15 protein-coding genes and 8 pseudogenes are annotated in these 19822 nt (G+C 42.4%); 15 read left to right on the forward strand and 8 right to left on the reverse strand.

The features are described from left to right. Nucleotides 1-122 precede the first annotated feature (122 nt). A complete protein-coding gene (locus tag NST18_RS00935) occupies nt 123-1289 on the reverse strand; it encodes an IS256 family transposase (protein WP_088223579.1) in 1167 nt (388 codons plus the stop codon). Nucleotides 1290-1735: 446 nt separating this feature from the next. Between NST18_RS00935 and NST18_RS00940 the strand changes: the two genes are divergently transcribed. After that, a complete protein-coding gene (locus NST18_RS00940) occupies nt 1736-2437 on the forward strand; it encodes an ATP-binding cassette domain-containing protein (RefSeq protein ID WP_004888727.1) in 702 nt (233 codons plus the stop codon). Nucleotides 2438-3357: 920 nt separating this feature from the next. Here NST18_RS00940 and NST18_RS00945 read toward each other — a convergent pair. Then, nucleotides 3358-3769 (reverse strand): annotated as a pseudogene (locus NST18_RS00945) (IS701 family transposase); the annotation flags it as partial. A gap of 266 nt (nt 3770-4035) precedes the next feature. Between NST18_RS00945 and NST18_RS00950 the strand changes: the two are divergent. After that, nucleotides 4036-4269, forward strand: a complete 234-nt coding sequence (locus NST18_RS00950) for a hypothetical protein (protein WP_051035000.1) — start codon at nt 4036-4038, stop codon at nt 4267-4269. A 230-nt stretch (nt 4270-4499) separates the two neighbouring features. Here NST18_RS00950 and NST18_RS00955 read toward each other — a convergent pair. Together NST18_RS00955 and tnpC are read right to left on the reverse strand one after the other, a co-directional pair. After that, nucleotides 4500-4667: pseudogene (locus NST18_RS00955) on the reverse strand (ISL3 family transposase); the annotation flags it as partial. A gap of 219 nt (nt 4668-4886) precedes the next feature. Then, a pseudogene (tnpC, locus tag NST18_RS00960) lies at nt 4887-6328 on the reverse strand (IS66 family transposase). Between the two features lie 92 nt (nt 6329-6420). On the opposite strand from tnpC, the pseudogene NST18_RS00965 reads away from it, so the two are divergent. The 7 genes and pseudogenes from NST18_RS00965 to NST18_RS00995 form a co-directional block, all read left to right on the forward strand. Continuing rightward, nucleotides 6421-7041: pseudogene (locus NST18_RS00965) on the forward strand (NAD(P)/FAD-dependent oxidoreductase); the annotation flags it as partial. Nucleotides 7042-7103: 62 nt separating this feature from the next. After that, complete coding sequence (locus tag NST18_RS00970; protein ID WP_230456265.1) at nt 7104-7319, forward strand: DUF4163 domain-containing protein; 216 nt, start codon at nt 7104-7106, stop codon at nt 7317-7319. Beyond that, nucleotides 7261-7835: pseudogene (locus tag NST18_RS00975) on the forward strand (IS982 family transposase); the annotation flags it as partial. The gene NST18_RS00970 and the pseudogene NST18_RS00975, both read left to right, overlap by 59 nt. Nucleotides 7836-7960: 125 nt before the next feature. Then, nucleotides 7961-8302, forward strand: a pseudogene (locus NST18_RS00980) (carboxyl transferase domain-containing protein); the annotation flags it as partial. A 208-nt stretch (nt 8303-8510) separates the two neighbouring features. Next, complete coding sequence (locus NST18_RS00985; protein ID WP_004888731.1) at nt 8511-9215, forward strand: polysaccharide deacetylase family protein; 705 nt, start codon at nt 8511-8513, stop codon at nt 9213-9215. Further along, nucleotides 9194-9775 (forward strand): DedA family protein, encoded by a 582-nt coding sequence (locus NST18_RS00990; RefSeq protein ID WP_004888732.1) that lies wholly within the window; start codon nt 9194-9196, stop codon nt 9773-9775. Before NST18_RS00985 ends, NST18_RS00990 begins: the two co-directional genes overlap by 22 nt. A gap of 15 nt (nt 9776-9790) precedes the next feature. Then, complete coding sequence (locus tag NST18_RS00995; RefSeq protein ID WP_004888733.1) at nt 9791-10903, forward strand: MGDG synthase family glycosyltransferase; 1113 nt, start codon at nt 9791-9793, stop codon at nt 10901-10903. A gap of 16 nt (nt 10904-10919) precedes the next feature. On the opposite strand, the gene NST18_RS01000 is transcribed toward NST18_RS00995, so the two are convergent. Then, entirely contained in the window at nt 10920-11465 is a 546-nt protein-coding gene (locus NST18_RS01000; protein ID WP_230456146.1) for a Ger(x)C family spore germination C-terminal domain-containing protein, read from the reverse strand. Between the two features lie 93 nt (nt 11466-11558). On the opposite strand from NST18_RS01000, the gene NST18_RS01005 reads away from it, so the two are divergent. Then, entirely contained in the window at nt 11559-12740 is a 1182-nt protein-coding gene (locus tag NST18_RS01005; protein WP_088223322.1) for an IS701-like element ISBsm1 family transposase, read from the forward strand. Between the two features lie 56 nt (nt 12741-12796). On the opposite strand, the gene NST18_RS01010 is transcribed toward NST18_RS01005, so the two are convergent. The 3 genes and pseudogenes from NST18_RS01010 to NST18_RS01020 all read right to left on the reverse strand — a co-directional run. Then, nucleotides 12797-13264, reverse strand: coding sequence for a Ger(x)C family spore germination protein (locus NST18_RS01010; RefSeq protein WP_439098643.1), 468 nt, complete (start codon nt 13262-13264; stop codon nt 12797-12799). After that, a complete protein-coding gene (locus NST18_RS01015; RefSeq protein WP_232467165.1) occupies nt 13188-13364 on the reverse strand; it encodes a hypothetical protein in 177 nt (58 codons plus the stop codon). Before NST18_RS01015 ends, NST18_RS01010 begins: the two co-directional genes overlap by 77 nt. A 52-nt stretch (nt 13365-13416) precedes the next feature. Further along, nucleotides 13417-13859: pseudogene (locus tag NST18_RS01020) on the reverse strand (spore germination protein); the annotation flags it as partial. A 451-nt stretch (nt 13860-14310) separates the two neighbouring features. Between NST18_RS01020 and NST18_RS01025 the strand changes: the two are divergent. From NST18_RS01025 to NST18_RS01045, 5 genes and pseudogenes are all read left to right on the forward strand, one after another. Next, nucleotides 14311-15354 (forward strand): D-alanine--D-alanine ligase, encoded by a 1044-nt coding sequence (locus tag NST18_RS01025; RefSeq protein WP_004888737.1) that lies wholly within the window; start codon nt 14311-14313, stop codon nt 15352-15354. A 9-nt stretch (nt 15355-15363) separates the two neighbouring features. After that, a complete protein-coding gene (locus tag NST18_RS01030) occupies nt 15364-16740 on the forward strand; it encodes a UDP-N-acetylmuramoyl-tripeptide--D-alanyl-D-alanine ligase (protein ID WP_004888738.1) in 1377 nt (458 codons plus the stop codon). A gap of 137 nt (nt 16741-16877) precedes the next feature. Further along, nucleotides 16878-18275 (forward strand): annotated as a pseudogene (locus NST18_RS01035) (DEAD/DEAH box helicase); the annotation flags it as partial. 65 nt (nt 18276-18340) lie between these two features. Next, nucleotides 18341-18703 (forward strand): holo-ACP synthase, encoded by a 363-nt coding sequence (gene acpS / locus NST18_RS01040; protein WP_004888740.1) that lies wholly within the window; start codon nt 18341-18343, stop codon nt 18701-18703. A gap of 74 nt (nt 18704-18777) precedes the next feature. After that, nucleotides 18778-19797, forward strand: coding sequence for a LolA family protein (locus NST18_RS01045; protein ID WP_004888741.1), 1020 nt, complete (start codon nt 18778-18780; stop codon nt 19795-19797). Nucleotides 19798-19822 lie beyond the last annotated feature (25 nt).

Consider the following 19822-nt stretch of genomic DNA (forward strand, 5'->3'; position numbering starts at 1 on the left):
GGTATCTCTGAAATAGATTTAGAATAGAGGGGAGACTGGTTTCCTCCACACAAGAGACTGAATATTCAGTCTCTTGTGTGGAAAGGGAGAATCCCCTTATTTTGTTTATTTACAATATTTGGTTAATTGTAACGTTCTTCAAACATTCGTTGAAGGGCTTCATGCGCTTCGGCAAATCCTCGCAACTTTCGCCCTGCCCATTTCTCATTAAAATCTTGAATGGTCAAATACACGATTTTTTCAGCGGCTTCTAAACTATTCAAACTGTTCATCGGTTTTAGGCGTTTCCGAATTTCCTTGATCGTTCGTTCGATGGCATTGGTCGTATAAATCACACTTCGAATACTGCTTGGATAATCCATAAATGTAAGGAGAACATCCAACTCATTGGCCCAAGATTGAACTTCTCTCGGATACTTGCTTGACCATTTCGACTCAAACTGTTGAAACATTTGTAACGCCATCTCCTTATTCGGCGCGCGATAAATCAGTTTGAGATCCTCTGCCACTTCAAATTGATCTTTTTTTCGAACACGGCTGAGGGTGTTACGGACTTTGTGAACGACACAACGCTGCACATCGGCTTTCGGATAAACCGCCTTAAAGGCTTCCTCCAACCCCGGTAGTCCATCGAATACGCCCAGAAGCACTTCCTTGACGCCTCTTTGATAGAGGTGTTGAAGGATTTCCTGCCATACATAGGCGCTTTCTTGTCCTCCCACAAAGAAATCAAGAATTTCGCGATATCCTTCTTCGTTCACCCCTAACACCACATAAATGACTTCTTTCTCCACGGTTTCGCGACGAAGTTTTACGTATAAACCATCCAAATATAAAGCCGAATAACGCTGATGTAGAGGACGATTGTGCCATTTCTCGATGTCTTCCTTCACTACATCGGTAATACGACTGATTGTCGTTGGAGAATAGGCATTTCCTAAAATTCGTTCGATAAACTTGCCAATTTCCCTCGTACTCATGCCACTTTGATACATTTTGATGACGGCTTCCTCGAGCCAACCAGTATGACGTTGGTAAGGGGCAAACAGCTGCGTTTGAAATTCCCCATTTCGATCTCTTGGGACCAAAAGGCCTTCAATTCGGCCATATTGCGTATCTAGATTTCGTTGATAGTAGCCGTTTCTCATATTCGATGTTCCGGCCTGTTCGATTTCGAGGAAATGTTTGATTTCTTCCCGCATGATCAGTTCTAATTTTTCCTTTACAAACTGACGAATGACACTTTCCAGTTGATTTGCCCAGTCGACATTCGGTATACTTTTGGACATAGGTAGGGTTCTCCTTTCTCTGGAATATTTGGGTTCAATCAGAGAATACCCTACCTTTTTTCTTTTGGTCTAGCAAAATGCTTTACACAAAATTTTATACATCATCAATAGTATTACTGGTGAGTTTCCCGTTAGCTATTGCAAGTGTCTCAATCGCCGCTATTCCAATTAAGTTTAATAATTTATCTACAATTATGAATATATTAGTTTATCCTCTTTTTTTTCTCTCATTAAATAGCAGAAGTAGTAATCTATTAAACTATGTAAATCCGTATTATATCATTCATGAAATTACGGAAATAGTCATTAATCTGCTAATGGGCATAGATTATACGTATAATTTTTATCTGTTACTTTTATCGATTCTTCTATACCTTGTAGTTGGACTTTTTATTATTAAACGATTTAATCTTTTATCGTTAACATCTCGTTAGGGGGAAAATTAATTGCATGTTTTTAACTTGAAATATAAGTATAAAAAAGCAAAAGATTATGTGTTGAATGGTGTTACTTTCACGTTAAATACTAAAAAGCTTAATGTTATCGTTGGACTTAATGGTGCTGGAAAAACAACTTTATTTGATTGTTTAACTGGGAACTTAACTCCGGAAACAGGCGAAATATCACTACCTGATAAAAAGGAAATGCTTTATCTAACTCAAAATATATTTTTCTCACCCGAAATTAAAGGAAAAGACTTTGCAAAGTTTGTAGCTAGATTATCTGGAAAAAAAGGAAGTAACCAAATTGATGACTACTTGGACTTTTTGGATAGTAGGGAAAGAGAATTAATGGCACACCTGTGGTCTATGAAAATTGGTAAGATGTCTGTTGGTGAAAGAAAGTGGCTTTTCATAACCCTTCTCAGTAGTATTGAGAGAAAATTATATATCTTTGATGAACCGACAAGTGGTGTTGACCCTTCATCAAGATTAAAAATTATGAATAAATTTAAGAAATTAATTGAAAATCAGCGTATCTGCATAATCTCTACACATCAACTTCAAGACTTATCTTATATTGACTCGCATTTAATTTTTCTACACAAAGGTAAGGTCCTTTATGAAGGCGATTTTCAAGACTGGTTAAAATTATTTAACACAATTAACCCTGATGAGGCATTCGCAAGAATGATCGAACAGGGATAAATTTCACCATCCTTTCATTAGCCCTCTAATGAATTTAGACACTCGATAAGGTTGTTGTTTTTTATAATCATAGTGATCAATGAAGGGGGGGCTTTTGATATATGAAACGGAGAAAACATTCCCATGAATTTTATTAACTACGAGTGGTGAAATAAGCATTAGAAGTTGTGAATAAAACACTTGTGGCTAGATGATATGAAATTAGTTGTTTAGTGCAAAATGAAAGTACAGAGTTCTGCAACAAAAAAGTGCAGAGCTTCATGGCATAAAAAAAGGCTTGCCAGCTCCTAAAATTCCCTCTACTGTTAAGGTTGTGAAGAACAAAACAGTGGAGGTAAAGAATTGGTAGTACTGGGTTAGCCACAATAACACGAGCTTATAATGGATGGTATTTTATAACTCCGCCTTACACTGTTAAAAAAGATTGGGTCTCTATTCTTAGAAAAACAGAAACATATACTTTGCCGGCTGAAGCTAGATATCATCTAACCCTTAATAGCATTTGGGGTGGAGAATGGACTATTTATTTATATGCTCGTGTGAAGGATCAAACATTGTATACCGGTACCAATTAACAAAAAGGAGAATGGGACATGCTGACCACCATTACGTCTATTTTAGGCTACCTTTTTATAGGTGTCGTTATTTTAGCTGTTTTTATGGTTGTTAAATTCGTGAGAAAACGGTAAAAAATTAGAAGACTGATAATAAAAGAAAAACGCCGTTCATAAATCGAAAAAGTTCCCAAAACACGGCGTTTCCAAAAACCTCCCCTGGGAACGAAACGTCCGAAGGCTCTAACAAGACGGCCGCCGCCCTTTATGAGGGATTTGACGCCATTGCGGGCGGCGACGTTCGCTCTAGCCAGGGGGCATCCGACTCGAACAGTGCCAGGCACTGTTCGCCAGAGAATGGCCTCAGATTGACTTTTTCTCTGTGTGAGAATAGTGCCAATCACCCCCCTTGAATGGCGTGCGTGGCCCGTGACGAGGGCTTCGTTTTTTGGCAAATCGTATCCATCGATCGAAACAAAAAGGGGGGAATTCTCTCGTTTCGAGCTGCATTCGACACGACGAAGGATCCACTGCTGGAGTTTGCGAAGCAACGTCTCTTCTTCTCAAGGGCTTTTCGTGAAAAATGCCTGAGTGTCGTGCGATGGTTCGGATGAAAGCTCCCATGATGAAGATCGGTCAACGTCCCTGAAAAACCTTTCGTCACCATCGCATCCACGATATGAACGAGATGCTTCATCACAGGTTTCGAGAAATAAAGTGCCAACCCTAACATCGTGAAAAACTTGTGGATTCCTTGATGATGTGCTAATCTATTCATGAGACATGAACCTCCTTGTGAATGGTTTGGTGACACATCTATTCTAACCAAGGAATCGGGTTCATGTCTCTTCTTTTGTTTGGTTGTAAATTTATGTTAGCAGATTTGCTCATCTACAGTTAGTGATTGAACGAATTAGCTTTAGATAAAGGGAGCAACAGTTTTTTACGATTGAGAATACGCTACAGACTTTCTTTTATTACAAAAACTCTATAGTTCAAAACTTTGAATTGTAAATGCAGACACATAGAGAGGAGAAATGAGTCTTGAATAATTTTATTGAAAAAGGCTTTATGTACGGTTTTGTCATAGGAATCACTTTAGCATTGATATTTGTCCCCTATAAAACAGTAACATATATGTCAGGAGGGGTGACAACAACGGAGTATAAAGAAATACCTGAATATATTATAAATGTACTTAGAGTGAGTTTTAGCAGCGGAGTGATTGCCTCTACAATTAGTCTGGCTTTATATAAAAAACGAAAAACTAAAAATTAGCACGGTTGTTGATTATTCTGCATTCGGAAATTCTTATAATCAAAATTGTGGAAAATAATTTTTAATCCTTCACCACAACATGTACTTGACAAGCAATGCGGTTTCCTGCGTAAGGATATGCAAAAATCACTGATTTTCTGATTTTTCCTCACAAGCGTAAATAGGGAAAATAAAGGGGTTGAGAGTTCCACCCAAAAGATGACGATCCGTTAAGCATACCCATGCATTCACTGCTTCTTTTTGCCTGTCATTTTGATCGTGCGCTTCAAGCAGACAAGACATAACGGGCATTGTTCAGGAAGAGAAAGTTCGAAAATCCAACGTTCTTCTTCTTTTCGTACCTTTTGAATCAAAACATCTGGAAAATCGATGAGTTCTTTGATAAACCGAGAGTATATGCGAATTTTCCTCCAATGGTTTAGTGACCTTTACCATACAGGAACATTCGCATTTTTTGTACCCTCTATTTTTCCTATGCACACCTATCTTAAAATCTCAAGTTTAAAGACAACTCCTATCCCCCCTTTTACCCCTTTTACTATGTATCCATTCAGCCCAATATTCGTGAGATTTCCAGAATCCAGCACCAATAGGGCATTTCCCGTATTGAAAATGCCCTAGGAGGAATGGAGAATCGTTGGAAGAGACTCTCCGGTTAGGGGTCTTTGCAATGATTCCCAAACTGGTTTCCCCTGTTTTTGTAGGGTGGAAATGACGCTGCGAATAGCACAAAAAGCCTCGGCGTCGTCTTCCTGACGAAACGTTCCAGAAATTTTTTGTTTGACTTTCACCATCCGCAAATCGCGCTCGGCCTGGTTGTTGTCAAATGGAACTTCTTTCGCAGGAAGAGAAGCGCTTCTTGCTTGCGCTTTTCTAGGTGCTGGATGAAATTTTGCGCGTTGCGGACGCCACGCTCCTCAAGTTCTCGGCGACCATTCGCTAGAAGCTTGTCATACACGGTTTCCCAATACCGGACTTCCTCTTCCGGTAGGGCTCCGTCAGCGTTCTCCACCGCCTGTTTCATCCCCAACAGCGCTTCGGTCATCTCTTTCGACCATGAATGACCGTAAAGGTCTGTATATGCCCGAAGCTCCCGGAGATGATGGGCGTGGCAAAGCGCATGGCTCGCTTCTGTATACATCGGGTACACCGAATACGCATCGTGCACCATCGTTCCTTTGTACCGCGGCAAAATCCCGATGTCGTCCGTCGCTTTCTTTCCACGGGAGCGATGAAGCCCGTATCGTGTGGTCTTGGCAGTGGAAGCCACGTGCACCCATTGGTTCTTTCCGTTCACACGCAGACTCGTTTCATCGACGTGTAATGTGCTAGAGGTGAGCAACGCGGTTTCGATCTCTTTGATCGCTGCTTCTACCACAGGCTGCCACCGTCTCGTCATGTTCACGACTGTGCCTGCACTCATCGAATGGTCAGTGAGTGCTTTGACCATCTCCGTGACACGCTCGCACGGGATCAACTGTGCATGATTCCAGTATAAAACAAGGGAAGTGATAGCTGGACCGTACTGGACATGATTCGTGACATAAAAAGGGAACTCCGCCTGCTGGACAAGATGACATTCTGGACAACTCCTTACCTCCCGCTCATGTTGAGTGACTTCCATTCGAACCACTGGGAGGTCGAACACTTGGCGAATGTCTACTTGAAGCGGAGCGACATGTTCTAACGAGTGACCACATCCTTTGCATTCCGTCACGCGATGAAGGACTCGGTGGTCAGGGTTGGGTACTTGGCGGAGCGTCGTTCCTTGATGTCCTTCTTGTCCGCCTGGCTTGTTGCCAGATGGTTGACGAGAAGAACGTGTGTTGGCAAAACGGTCAGAAGATGGGGGCAAATGGCTATTGGAGCTGTTTTTTTTCGTGCGTGCTTCCAGCTCTTGAACACGGTACTTCAGTTGTTCATTTTCTTTGCGTAGTTGTTTGTTTTCGTGACGCAAATGTTCATTTTCTTGAACGAGTTGATGAATGAGCTGTTTTTGTTGTTGAACTTTGCCGATTAAGCTCTCAACTGTAAATACAGCTTGTTGTACCGTCAACATGCGATTCACCTCCTTGTCTATCAATATCCACATCATAGACAGGAAATACAAAAAATATTCAGCTCACTTTATGATGTGGCTGAATAGTTACTACGGTGAAATCGTTAAAACAGTTTAAAGGGAAAACGGTGATCATTTCAGGTGGGGGAAATACAGCGATTGATTGGGCAAATGAGCTCGTACCGATTGCGAAAAAGGTATATGTTACTTATCGCAATGAATCGTTAAAAGGACATGAAGCACAAGTGACGCAATTATTAAATAGTTCAGCCACCTGCTTTTTCCATACGACTATTACAAAGTTGATCACTAGTTGCAATCATGAAACGATTGAGCAAGTAGTGCTGACAAATCATGAGACGGGCGATGTGTTGGAACTCGATGTAGATGATGTCATTATTAGCCATGGGTATGAACGAGATGCTTCATTGCTTGCCAATAGTGAACTACCCATTCAAATGGTTGACGAATATTATATTGCGACAAATGCAAAAGGAGAATGTTCTGTTCCGGGGTTATATGCAGCTGGTGATATTTCAAAATATGATGGAAAGTTATATTTACTTACAGGTGCTTTCCAAGACGCAGCGAATGCAGTTAATAGTGCGAAACGGTTCATTGAACCCAATGCCGATCCGTATGCGATGGTATCTTCACATCACGAAGCGTTTAAGGAACGAAATCGAGAGTTAGTGAAACAAATGTTAAAGTGATAGCACGCATAAATTCGTTTGTTTTAACGCAAACTTTCGGTAAAACAAACGAGGTAAACAGCGTGTTTAAACAACGGAGCATATTGATCGTGTTGGCATTATTTATGTTAACAGCGTACAGTCAACCGCTTACGTTATACAGCTATACGGGCGGGGCGCACGGCATAACTGTGAAAGTGCCAAACAATTTTGATTTTCATACAGGCAAATCGTTGCAACTGGATTCGCCATGGGCTAGCCAAACGTGGGTAGCACCACGCCTATGCGATCGTAGATAGTATACCACTCGAGTTGTGCCATGCCGCAAGAATGTACCGTGTCAAACGATTCCAAGGGATCGCGGACATCGGGCTTTGTGCGTCGAAGAAGCAGTGGTACTATGGGTCTAAGTTTCATCTTCAAGTGACCGACCAAGGACTGCCGATGGGGTACGTGGTAACGGAGGCGTCCTGTCACGATCGAACCGCAGCGGAAACCGTCATGACTCAAATTCCTCATCCTTTTAATTTGGGTGATAAAGGATTTATCAGTAGCGAATTGCAAAAAAAGTTGTATGAAGCGTACCAAATCGCTTTTTGGACTCCATCTCGCAAAAATCAGAAACACCGCCCATCTGAATCATGGGAGAAATGGCTCAAACAAAAACGGAAAGTCATTGAACGGTGTTCTCTGTCCTCGTTGACCAGTATCGTATCACAGAAATTCGTGCGAATTCGATTGCGGGATTTGAAGTGGCACTAGATGGCATATTGTTGGTGTATTCACTTGTAACACTTGGGCTAGTTGAGCGCTAGCGCTCAACTAGCACCACGGGTTATTACAAACGTTATTTTAGCATGATCACTAAACATCATCGAACCATACAGCAAACCATTAATCAAATGAGTCATAATTAAAAATTGCAACATCAAGCAAATAAGGGGCGGGATTATATGCCATGGCAGGTCCAGCGTTTGAGCCGGATTGTTGCTTAGCTTTCCCGCATGCACAAATTGCAGTTATGGGACCAGAAGCGGCGGTGAATGCGGTGTACGCGAATAAAATTGCTGAACTGCCAGAAGAAGAACGCGCTGCATTTATTGAACAAAAACGCGAAGGATATCGAAAAGACATCGATATTTATCGCCTCGCTTCCGAAATGGTTGTCGATGGGATTATCGCGCCAAATGAGTTGCGTTCCGAGCTTATTCGGCGATTAGATGCATGTATGTCGAAATATGTTGTATTTTCTGAACGAAAATATGGGGTTTACCCTGTGTAGTTTAGAAGACATATGGTACAATGGGGGCGATGTGTTCCAACATCGCCTTTTTTTCGGTAAATTTCCCCGGAAATCGACAAAATGCGTGTCGAACGAGAAAGCGATGTGCGAATGTTAACGATGAAAAAAATGAATTTGTTTTACAAGCAGCGTTCTTTGTTTCGTACTTCATGCTTTTTTTTGTATAATCAAGAAAGGGGTTTAACATGTGACATACATATGGCTTATTGCACTGTTTTTTATTTATAGCATATGTCCAACGTGGCTGATTCGTCTTTCATCATTTCGTGTACAAAAAAGAGTGAAAGACGGTGTCGCATTAACCTTTGATGATGGACCAGATCCGACGTATACAGCCCAATTGCTCGATATATTAAAAAAATACGACGTAAAAGCGACATTTTTCGTTGTCGGTTGGAAGGCGAAAGCATATCCACATCTCATTAAGCGAATGCACGAAGAAGGTCATACGATCGGTTTGCATCATTATTATCATACGAGCAATTGGTTTCTGCCTCCATTTGTAGCGGAATGGGAGCTTCATCGATCGGCGCGTATCATTGAGCAAATCACAGGCGTTCGCCCTGTATACTACCGTCCGCCATGGGGACATATAAACATATGGACGTTGTTCATGCAAAAAAAGTATAAAACAGTAATGTGGACATATATTCTCGGTGATTGGAACGCTTCATTAGGCGTTGCTCGACTTTATGAGCGATTAACAAAAAGCATAGAAGATGGAGCAATTATTGTACTACATGATAGTGGTTCGACGATGGGAGCCGATCAAGACGCGCCGGCAAACATGTTACAAGCGTTAGAGCGATTGCTGCAACGTACGCATGTGAAGTGGGTAAAGATAGGCGAAGAACAAAGGAGGACGCGGGAATGGAAGCGAACAGCATTTTAACGTATATTCAATCACACGGCTATATTGTGTTATTTCTTTCTCTATTTTTCGGCATCGTTGGAATTCCCGCACCGGAAGAATCGCTTCTGTTTTTTGTTGGCATTTTTATTTCGCATGACCAATTGCATTTTTTAAAAAGCTTATTTTTTGCCATTTCTGGTGCAACAATTGGCATGGTGGCCGCCTATACTGCTGGGCATACATTCGGTTCGCCCCTATTGTTTAAATATGGGCACTACATTGGTTTTCACCGACGAAGATATCGATACGCTTATCGCCATTTTCGTAAACGTGCGCGTTGGTTCATTACATTTGGTTATTTTGTTCCAGGTGTTCGACAATTATCTCCGTATATGGCAGGAGTTGTTCGCTTTCCGTTTTTTCCGTTTCTTTTTTTATCGTTTGTTGGCGCGTCATTTTGGATTTGTTTATTTGTATGTGTAGGCAAGTTTCTCGGGGAGCGTATTCATATCCCGCTTCATATACTACCATGGATCACGGTGCTATTTTTTAGTTTATTTTTCATTGGACTATATGTGAAAAAAAGAAAACAAAACTAAAAGGGAGTTCGCATAATGATGAACATTCTCGTACTACCTTTGTTTCAAATGCCATCTGGCCATCATCAAGTTGCCGATGCGCTTATTTATTCGTTGCAACATCGCTTTCCAGAAGTGTATTGCGAAAAGATCGATTTTCTTAGCTATTGCAGCGAACAAATTGAAAGGCGGGTAGCAGATTTTTACATCCGTTGGATTTCGGTATCACCTCATTCGTATGAATGGATGTATCGGCGGTGGATGAAAAAATTTGAACAACCGACGATGGAGCCGTGGTTGCTTTATTTTGAAAAAAAGATGAAGCGCCTTCTCCAAGAAAAAAAGCCTGACCTTATCATATGTACGCATTCGTTTCCTTCGCACGTGTTGCAACGATTAAAGCAAAAAGGGGCTGTCAAAGTTCCTGTTGTGAACGTATATACCGACTTTTTCTTAAGCGGCATTTGGGGAAAAACGGCGATTGACTATCATTTCGTTCCGCATGAAGAAGCGAAACAATCGATATGCTCAACGTTTCGCATCGGGCGGAATCGTGTTATTGTAACGGGTATCCCGACGCATGAACACATTGTACCTGCTCGGAAAATGAAAAGGAGAACAAATAAACGAATTTTAGTGGCAGGTGGCAACCAAGGGTTAGGAAAAATTAAACCGTTTTTAACGAATGCGACACATACACAACTGACATATTTTGTCCTATGCGGCAAAAATGAAGCGTTATATCATGAGCTAAAAAGTTGGAACGATCCGCATATTCGCCCGTTCCGATACATTGCCGATCCAGCGAAAATGAACGAGTTGTACGATGAAGTGGATGCAGTTGTGACAAAGCCGGGCGGTGTAACGATGAGCGAAGTGCTAGCGAAAAGGCTGCCTGCTTTTACGCTTTCGTATTTGCCAGGGCAAGAACAAATGAATTTGCACTATTTAAGAAAAAAAGGACTCATTTACCTTCTTCACGATAAAGAACCTTACGACCAACAATTAATGCGTATATTGATGAATGATGAAGAAATGAATCAATTAGAAAAACGAATGGAGCATTATTGGTACGGGCGTGAAAAAACAGCGCAAGATGCGCTTAGCGAATGGATCGAAGCGAATATATATGCAACAAAAAAGCGATGAGGCCGGCTCATCGCTTTTATTTTTTCGACTTTCTATATGTGTCAATGCTTAATTTCACGTTGATTTTTCCTAGTGTATCCTTTGTAAGCGGAACTAATCCGTTTGTTGTATATTTGGGCCAATCGTTTACATTTTGACGATACAAGGCGTTCGATAATTGCAGCGTATCGATGCCTTCTTTGACGCCGAGTTGAAATAAATCCTCGATTTCCTTTTTTACTGTTTTGGTTGCGTATTCAATAATTTGTTTTTCGGGCATGTTTTTGAGCAGTTCGATGATGCTTCCTGTCGCTTGTACGTCAACGGTGAAAACCGGACGACCGTCTTTGATTTCATACGACACGCTTGCTTTTGGTCCGCGCACAACGAGCGTCCCAATCATTTTGCCGTTTGGCTGAATGTAAATCGGTGTCCGCTCCGTCCCTTTCGTTACCCAGCGTAAACCATCAAGTTGACGGCGCGGGATACATGCTTGTTTGTTGTAGCGATGTAAAAAACAAACGCCATCCATTTTTAACATCGGTTTTTCTTTTTTACTGTAGATGAGCAAAATCACTAACATAAATTTACATCGAAACAAAAAAGGAGACATGAACCCGATTCCTTGATTAGAATAGATGTGCTACCAAACCATTCACAAGGAGGTTCATGTCTCATGAATAGATTAGCACATCATCAAGGAATTCACAAGTTTTTCACGATGTTGGGGTTGGCCCTTTATTTTTCAAAACCCGTTATGAAGCATCTCGTTCATATCGTGGATGCGATGATCACGAAGGGATTTTCGGGAACATTGACCGATCTTCATCATGGGAGCTTTCATCCGAACCACCGCACGACACTCAGCCATTTTTTCACGAAAAGCCCATGGGAGGAAGAGGCGCTGCTTCATAAACTCCAGCAGTGGATCCTTCGTCGTGTCGAACGCATCGCCAAACAGGAGAATCAACCCTTGTTTGTTTCGATCGATGATACGATTTGCCAAAAAACCAAGCCTTCGTCACGGGCAACACACGCGATTCAGGGATGTGATTGGCACTACTCTCACTCAGAGAAAAAATCGATTTGGGGCCATTCTCTTGTTTGGTTCATGGTTCATACTGCAACCCAGGCGTTTCCCTTTGCCTTCCGCCTCTACGACAAGACGGCGGGAAAAAGCAAAGGGGAACTCGCAATCGAGATGCTTTCTTCGTTGGATGTACGCCGTCCCGTTTATGTGCTGATGGATTCGTGGTATCCATCGAAAGCGCTCGTGGAAGCTTGTCTGAAAAAAGGATTCCACGTCATCGCGATGCTCAAGACGAACCGGATTCTCTATCCGAACGGCGTTGCCGTCCAAGCGAAGCAGTTGGCCCGCTCCATCGAACCGAATGACACTCACCTCGTCACGGTGGGAGAAGAGCATTATCGCGTCTATCGTTACGAAGGAGCGCTCAACGGTCTCGACCATGCGGTGGTGCTGCTCGCTTGGAAAGCCAATCAGCCGATGACATCGGAACATCTTCACTGCGTCTTGAGCACCGACCGGGAGCTAAGCGATGAAGACATCTTGCGCCACTATGCCCAACGCTGGTCGATCGAATGCTTTTTTCGACAAGCGAAAGACCAGCTGAAGCTCGATGGGTACCGTGTTCGTCAGGTTCGAGCGGTGAAACGCTACTGGATCTTGGTGCAGCTTGCTTACGTGTACAGCCTATTCGAGTCGAACAGCGATTTTTCTGATGGGCTCGATCTCTTGCGCAAGAGAAAAGGACATAGCCTCGTGGAGTTCATTTACTGTGCAGCGAAACAAAATATTCCCATTGATACCGTGAAAAAACAGCTCCATGTGGCATAAGGGTTACCCTGTTTGTTTCTTTTTACATGGTAATTATTGTTATGAAAATTGCTCATCTACAGTTTTTTATTTTCCGTCCAACTTTTTTCCTCAACCGCAAGAGAGGGGAGCGGAAGGACAGCCGCTTTTTCATCAGATGCAGCGATAAATTCATTTATGCGCTTCGGTTGAATAAATGAACTTTGTTCGTCAATGTCTTTCGGATTGGCAAGTAATGAGAAATATGGCGAATAATCTAAAAACGGTGTTGTCTCAAACAATTGTTCAATCGGTTCCTTTGTTGCAAAGGTCCAAACCGTATGGCGAATTTCGTTGTAACGATCAAGTACATCAATGACCTCGCGTACGAGCCCTCGGTTGAACGCTCGTTCTGTAAAGACGATTCCTTTAATATGCCCCCACGATACCCCTTGTTGAACCGCTTGATATAACCGATCCGTCGCCACGTTAAACGTCTCTCCCGTTGCTTTTCCGATCGTAACGGTTGATTTTTCTCTTCCGCCCCTCCGCTTCGACTTTTGCAAGCCATGAAAAGCTAATAAGTTGAGCATAAACGACGACTTGTCCGTCTTCATAGTCCACACCGATCGCATGAATGTAAGCGGGATGGTCAATTTCTTTCATTCCCCAACAGCCGGCTAAACATAAACAACAAAAAAGTAAAGAAATAACCGAGTCATGATTCGTCACCGGGTGTATTATCGTTTGTTTTTAACATGCTTGGACGACGTTTAAATTTTTTCCATACGCCTGTAATCACTACTTTCTATATATCTCCTGTTATTGGGGAAAGTGGTGCTAAACAAACGATGTTAAATTTGCGACATAAATAAGAACAAAAAACATGGATGCGACAAATCCGAAAAGCCCGAGCATAGATGAAGCAGCAAGAACGATAAAACGTAAAATCGACACCGTTCCAGCAAGCGATTGATTAGCGAGTGTAAATGTCGCAATAACTGATGTCGCCATGACGACAAGCGTACCTGGTCCTGATAAACCTGCGTTTATTGCTGCTTGCCCGATAATTAAGCCCCCAACGACCGATAACGTTTGTCCGATCGCAATCGGAAGCCGCATCCCTGCCTCTTTAAAAATTTCAAATAAGCTAATCATAATAGTCGTATCTTTTAATGTCACAATGCTAACGATGAGTAAATATATACATGTGACAGAAGCGATAAAATAAGCAATTGGAGCTCCGGTATTTTCTTTTAGCCATTGAAAGATGTGCGTCTGTTGCGATTGTTTTATCGGAAAATAAACGAGAGGGAGAAACATGACGAGCAATATAAGTCCGATGACGGTTGATATCCATGCATTCCGCCCGGCGATTTCAAGCAAAACAGGAATGATAATCACATGGTTCATTAGGCCGATGGATAACATTAAAACGAATAACATTTGCACTGTATTCATAACCACACACTTTTTGTCCAATTGTATTTTCATCGTTTCCAAGCAGGGAAATAATATGCATCGTCACCATCTAGGCTTGCTTCACCATATAAATAAAAAAGTAGTTGTGCTACAATAAATGAAGTGAATGAACAGTTGAGGAGGAACAAACATGAAAATCACATTAGGTGTATTATACGGCGGCAAATCTCCTGAGCATAAAGTATCGTTGCAAACCGCACGCTCTGTTATTAATGCGGTAAATAAAGAAAAATTTACGGTTGTTCCGATTTACATTACGATAGACGGAGAATGGTTGCGCGGCGAGGCGATTGAAGGGGAAGTGCAAGATGTCAAACAACTAGCGTTTCAACACGGTTTACCAGCGCTCGCTTCGATTGCGAATGGCATTGATGTTATTTTCCCTCTTTTACACGGACCGAACGGAGAAGATGGAACGGTACAAGGGATGTTAGAATTATTAAACGTACCGTATGTTGGAAACGGTGTGTTAGCATCAGCGGTTGGCATGGATAAAGTCGTTATGAAGCAATTGTTTGCTCAAGCAGGATTAAACCAAGCCCGTTACGTCTTTTTCTTAAAAAAAGAATGGGAAAAACATAAAGAAACCGTATATGAAACGGTAGAACGTGAGCTTGGCTATCCGTGTTTTGTCAAGCCAGCCAATGCTGGTTCGAGCGTAGGAATAAGTAAATGTAAAAACCGTGAGCAATTACAAACAGCGTTTCAAGAGGCGTTTCGTTACGATCGAAAAGTCATTGTGGAAGAGGCGATTGTCGGTCGTGAAGTGGAAATTGGAGTGATCGGAAACGATGAGCCGATTTGTTCTGTCGTTGGGGAAATTGTGCCGAAAAAAGAGTTTTATGATTACGAAGCAAAATATGTCGATGGAAATACAGAGTTAGTCATCCCAGCAAACATTACGAATAAAGAATATGAAACGATTAAACGAATGGCGCTTACTGCCTTTAAAACGCTCAATTTAGCCGGATTAGTTCGCGCTGACTTTTTCTTGACAGCAGCTGGAGGGGCGTATATTAACGAAGTCAATACGATGCCGGGCTTTACGCCGTTCAGCATGTTCCCGCTCTTATGGAAACATACAGGTGTATCGTATGAGGAATTAATTGAACGCCTCATTCAACTGGCGATTGAGCGATATGAAGAAAAACAAAACATTACGTATGTACTTTAAGGTGATCATATGATTATACGTTCATTAGCAGACATTCAAACGATGATTCCTGGAAGTATAATTGATGAGCGATATGCTTCTGTTATGATTCATGGTGTGTCGACAGATACGCGCACAATCGAGAGAGGAAACTTATATGTTCCGTTAAAAGGAGCTACATTTAACGGTCATGAGTTTGTTCGGCAGGCGTTTGACAAAGGGGCAACGGCTGCGCTATGGAGTGAACATGAGCCGAACGCTCCGAAAGATGTGCCGCTTATTTTTGTAGACGATTCGCTCGTTGCGCTGCAACAGTTGGCTCATGCGTATCGAAAACAACTTCGTACGCGCGTCATCGGCGTGACAGGAAGCAACGGAAAAACGACAACGAAAGATATGATCGCCTCTTTGCTGGGGACATTGTATCGTGTACAAAAAACGGAAGGGAATTTAAACAATCATATCGGTGTGCCGCTGACACTTCTTCGTTTAAAAGAAGAAACAGAGTATGCGGTCGTTGAAATCGGGATGAGCGGTTTTGGGGAAATTGAGTTGCTCTCTACCCTTGCCGAACCAGATGTTGCGGTCATTACAAACATTGGTGAATCGCATTTACAAGAGCTCGGTTCACGCGAAGGAATTGCAACGGCGAAGTTTGAAATCGTGAAAGGACTACAACGTGACGGTTTATTGATTTATCACGGAGATGAGCCGTTGTTGCAAGCGCGCGTGCAACAATCCTCCCTTTCGTATGTTCAAACGTTTGGAATGGAACCGACAAACGATTATTATCCGCTAGACATTCGTGTTCAAGCGGATGGAACGACGTTTACGGTAAATGGTTGGCCAGACGAAACGTTTCATATGCCGCTTCTCGGTCGCCACCATGTCATGAACGCGCTAGCCGCGATGGCGGTTGCACGCTTCGCTTCCGTCGATGTGGCTCATATGAAAGAAGGGTTTTCGTGCTTAACGGTAACAAAAATGCGTACAGAAGTCGTGAAACGTCATGACGGAGTGACGGTGATTAACGATGCATATAATGCAAGCCCGACGTCAATGCGAGCAGCCCTTGAACTGCTTGGACAATTGACAGGATATCGTAAAAAAATAGCAATTGTCGGGGATATGCTTGAATTAGGCGAACAAGAAATCGCTTTTCACGAACAAATTGGTCGGATGCTTGATCCGCAAAAAATAGATTACGTATTCACGTACGGAGTGCGCGCAAAGGCGATCGCCGAGCAAGCAAAAAAGCGGTTTGGCGAAGGACGTGTTCGTTCGTATGAAGAGAAAGCGGAATTAGCCGCAGATGTGCAAGCAATTATGGAAGCGGGCGATGTCATTTTACTCAAGGCATCTCGTGGTATGAAGTTAGAGGAAATCATTTATTTGTTAAATGAATAAAAAAGAGGCGTTCAATTTGTTGAAAACATATGCATAAAATGGTATGATGGGTGAGAGCTGTTTACGGAATGAATTTCAACAAGGCACTTCCGTCTATACGGGAATGCCTTTTTTCGTAAGTTATTTGAAGAAGGAGTATGAAAAAATTGGTTACATTTAAAGAATTTGGATTGAGTCCAGAATTGATGAAAGCAGTTAGTAAAATGGGATTTGAAGAGGCAACGCCGATTCAAGCGGCGACAATTCCGCTTAGTTTGCAAAATCGTGACGTTATTGGTCAAGCGCAAACAGGAACAGGAAAAACAGCTGCGTTTGGCATCCCGCTTATTGAAAAAATTGATATGAACAACGATGCGGTGCAAGCAATCGTTGTTGCACCGACACGAGAACTAGCGATTCAAGTATCGGAAGAGCTATATAAAATTGGTTCAACGAAGCGCGTGCGCGTTTTGCCGATTTATGGGGGGCAAGATATTGAACGACAAATTCGGGCGTTAAAAAAACACCCGCATATTATTGTCGGTACGCCGGGGCGCGTGCTTGACCATATTCAACGCCGCACGCTCCGTTTACAAAATGTGCATACGGTTGTGTTAGATGAAGCGGATGAAATGTTAAATATGGGCTTTGTCGAAGACATTGAAGCGATTTTAAGCCACGTGCCGACAGAACGTCAGACGCTTCTTTTCTCAGCGACGATGCCAGAGCCGATTCGCCGCATCGCTGAACGATTTATGCAAAATCCAGAGCTCGTTCGCGTGAAGGCGAAAGAAATGACCGTTCCAAACATTGAACAATATTACATTGAAATTCAAGAAAAGAAAAAGTTTGATACGTTAACGCGCTTATTAGATATTCAATCTCCTGAGTTAGCGATCGTTTTCGGAAGAACGAAACGTCGTGTCGATGAACTAGCGGAAGCGCTCAACTTGCGCGGCTATACAGCAGAAGGCATTCACGGAGATTTAAGTCAAGCGAAGCGTTTATCTGTATTGCGTAAATTTAAAGAAGGTTCAATTGATATTTTAGTTGCCACAGATGTAGCAGCGCGCGGTTTAGATATTTCTGGTGTTACGCATGTATATAATTTCGATATTCCACAAGACCCAGAAAGCTATGTTCACCGCATCGGCCGAACAGGACGTGCGGGCAAAACAGGCATGGCGATTACGTTTGTTACACCACGTGAAATTGGACAATTGCATCATATTGAAAAGACGACAAAGCGGAAAATGGAGCGGATGAAACCGCCAACGCTAGATGAGGCGCTTGAAAGTCAACAGCGGGCAGCGATTGAAAAACTGCTTACGACGATTGAGCATAACAACTTATCATTTTATAAACGTGCAGCTGAGGAATTGTTAGAGGAGCACGACTCTGTTTCGCTCGTTGCTGCGTGCATTAAAATGTTAACGAAAGAGCCGGATATGACGCCGGTGCAGTTGACAGAAGAAATGCCGATTATGAAAAAAGAGAAAAAGCGGCAAGTCCAAACGCGCCAACGTCGTAGTGAGACGCGTGGACGCGGAGCGAAAACACGTACAAAACGATAGGAGCTGTCTGAACAGATAGCTTCTTTTTGTTTGTTGGAGGGGTATGGATGATTGTTGGGATTGGCATCGATATTGTAGAGTTAAGTCGTATAGCTCATTTGTTAGAAAGGCAACCGAAGTTTATAGAACGCGTGTTAACAGAGAATGAACGTATGCGTTTTTTCGAATTGTCGTCAAAACGAAAAATTGAATTTGTGGCTGGACGATTTGCGGCAAAAGAAGCGTATGCGAAAGCGTTAGGGACGGGGATTGGTACACATGTTTCTTTTCGCGATATTGAAATAAACAATGACGAAAACGGCAAGCCGTATATTATTTCTCCATCCATAGATGAACGTGTGCACGTTTCGATTTCACATAGCGAACATTATGCAGTTGCGCAAGTAATCATTGAACGCTTGTCAAGCTAGTCTGCATATTCTCCCGTTTCACCTCATATGATGGCTTATGAAGGGAGTCCAAATGAGGTAAAGGGGTTGAAAACATGAGACGAACATGGCTTTTTTGGTGCCTGCTTCTTTTTATTGTAGGCAGTTTGGCCGCTTGCGGAGAAAAGTCGCAACAAGATGTATTAAAGGCGCTCGATGAGAAAGTACAAACGATGTCTGGGTACAAAGCCGAAGCAAAAATGACGCTGCAAACAGGGACGGAGCCACAAGTATATGAAATTGAGATTTGGCATAAGTCTCCAAATTATTATCGCGTGAACTTGAAAAACGCCCAGCGTGATCAACATCAAATGATTTTGCGCAACGACGAAGGAGTATTTGTATTAACGCCTGCACTAAATAAAAGTTTTCGTTTTCAAAGCGACTGGCCGCAAAACGCAAGTCAAGTATATTTGTATGAATCGCTCGTAAAAGACATTTTAGCTGATACGAAAGCGGATTTTAAAGCGACAAAAAACCATTACGTGTTCCAAACGAAAACAAATTATGAAAACAAAAAAATGTTACCGAAGCAAGAGATTACGTTAAACAAAAAAGATTTAACACCGGTAAAAGTGATGGTCATGGATGTCGACTCCCAACCGATGTTAACAGTTGAATTTTCCAAAGTTGAATGGAATGCTTCGTTTGATGATAACGCTTTTGATGTAAGTAAAAATATGACAAGAGCGAAGTTAGAAAATGAACAAGAAGCGACGACAGCAGCAAACCAACAAGCAGCGCCGATCATGTATCCGACATACGAACTCGATGGTGTGAAACTTGCTGAAGAAAAAGAATTTACAACGGCAAATGGCAAGCGGATAGTGATGACATTTGCTGGGGAAAAGTCGTTTACGCTTGTACAAGAAAAAGCGCACGCTATACCGACAGCGAACGTATCGACAACGGTTAAAGGTGAGCCTGTTGATTTAGGGTTTGCCGTTGGAGCGATGGCAAACGGCACGTTGACGTGGACGTATAAAGGTGTCGATTTTATTCTCGCTTCACAAGATTTAACGAAAGAAGAAATGGTTGCGATTGCCCGTTCGGTGCAAGGGAAGGTTATGAAGTAAGACTCGCGCGGCGAGTCTTTATTTT

It is taken from the genome of Anoxybacillus sp. FSL W8-0104 (assembly GCF_038004465.1).
Taxonomy (GTDB): Bacteria; Bacillota; Bacilli; order Bacillales; family Anoxybacillaceae; genus Anoxybacillus; species Anoxybacillus flavithermus_G.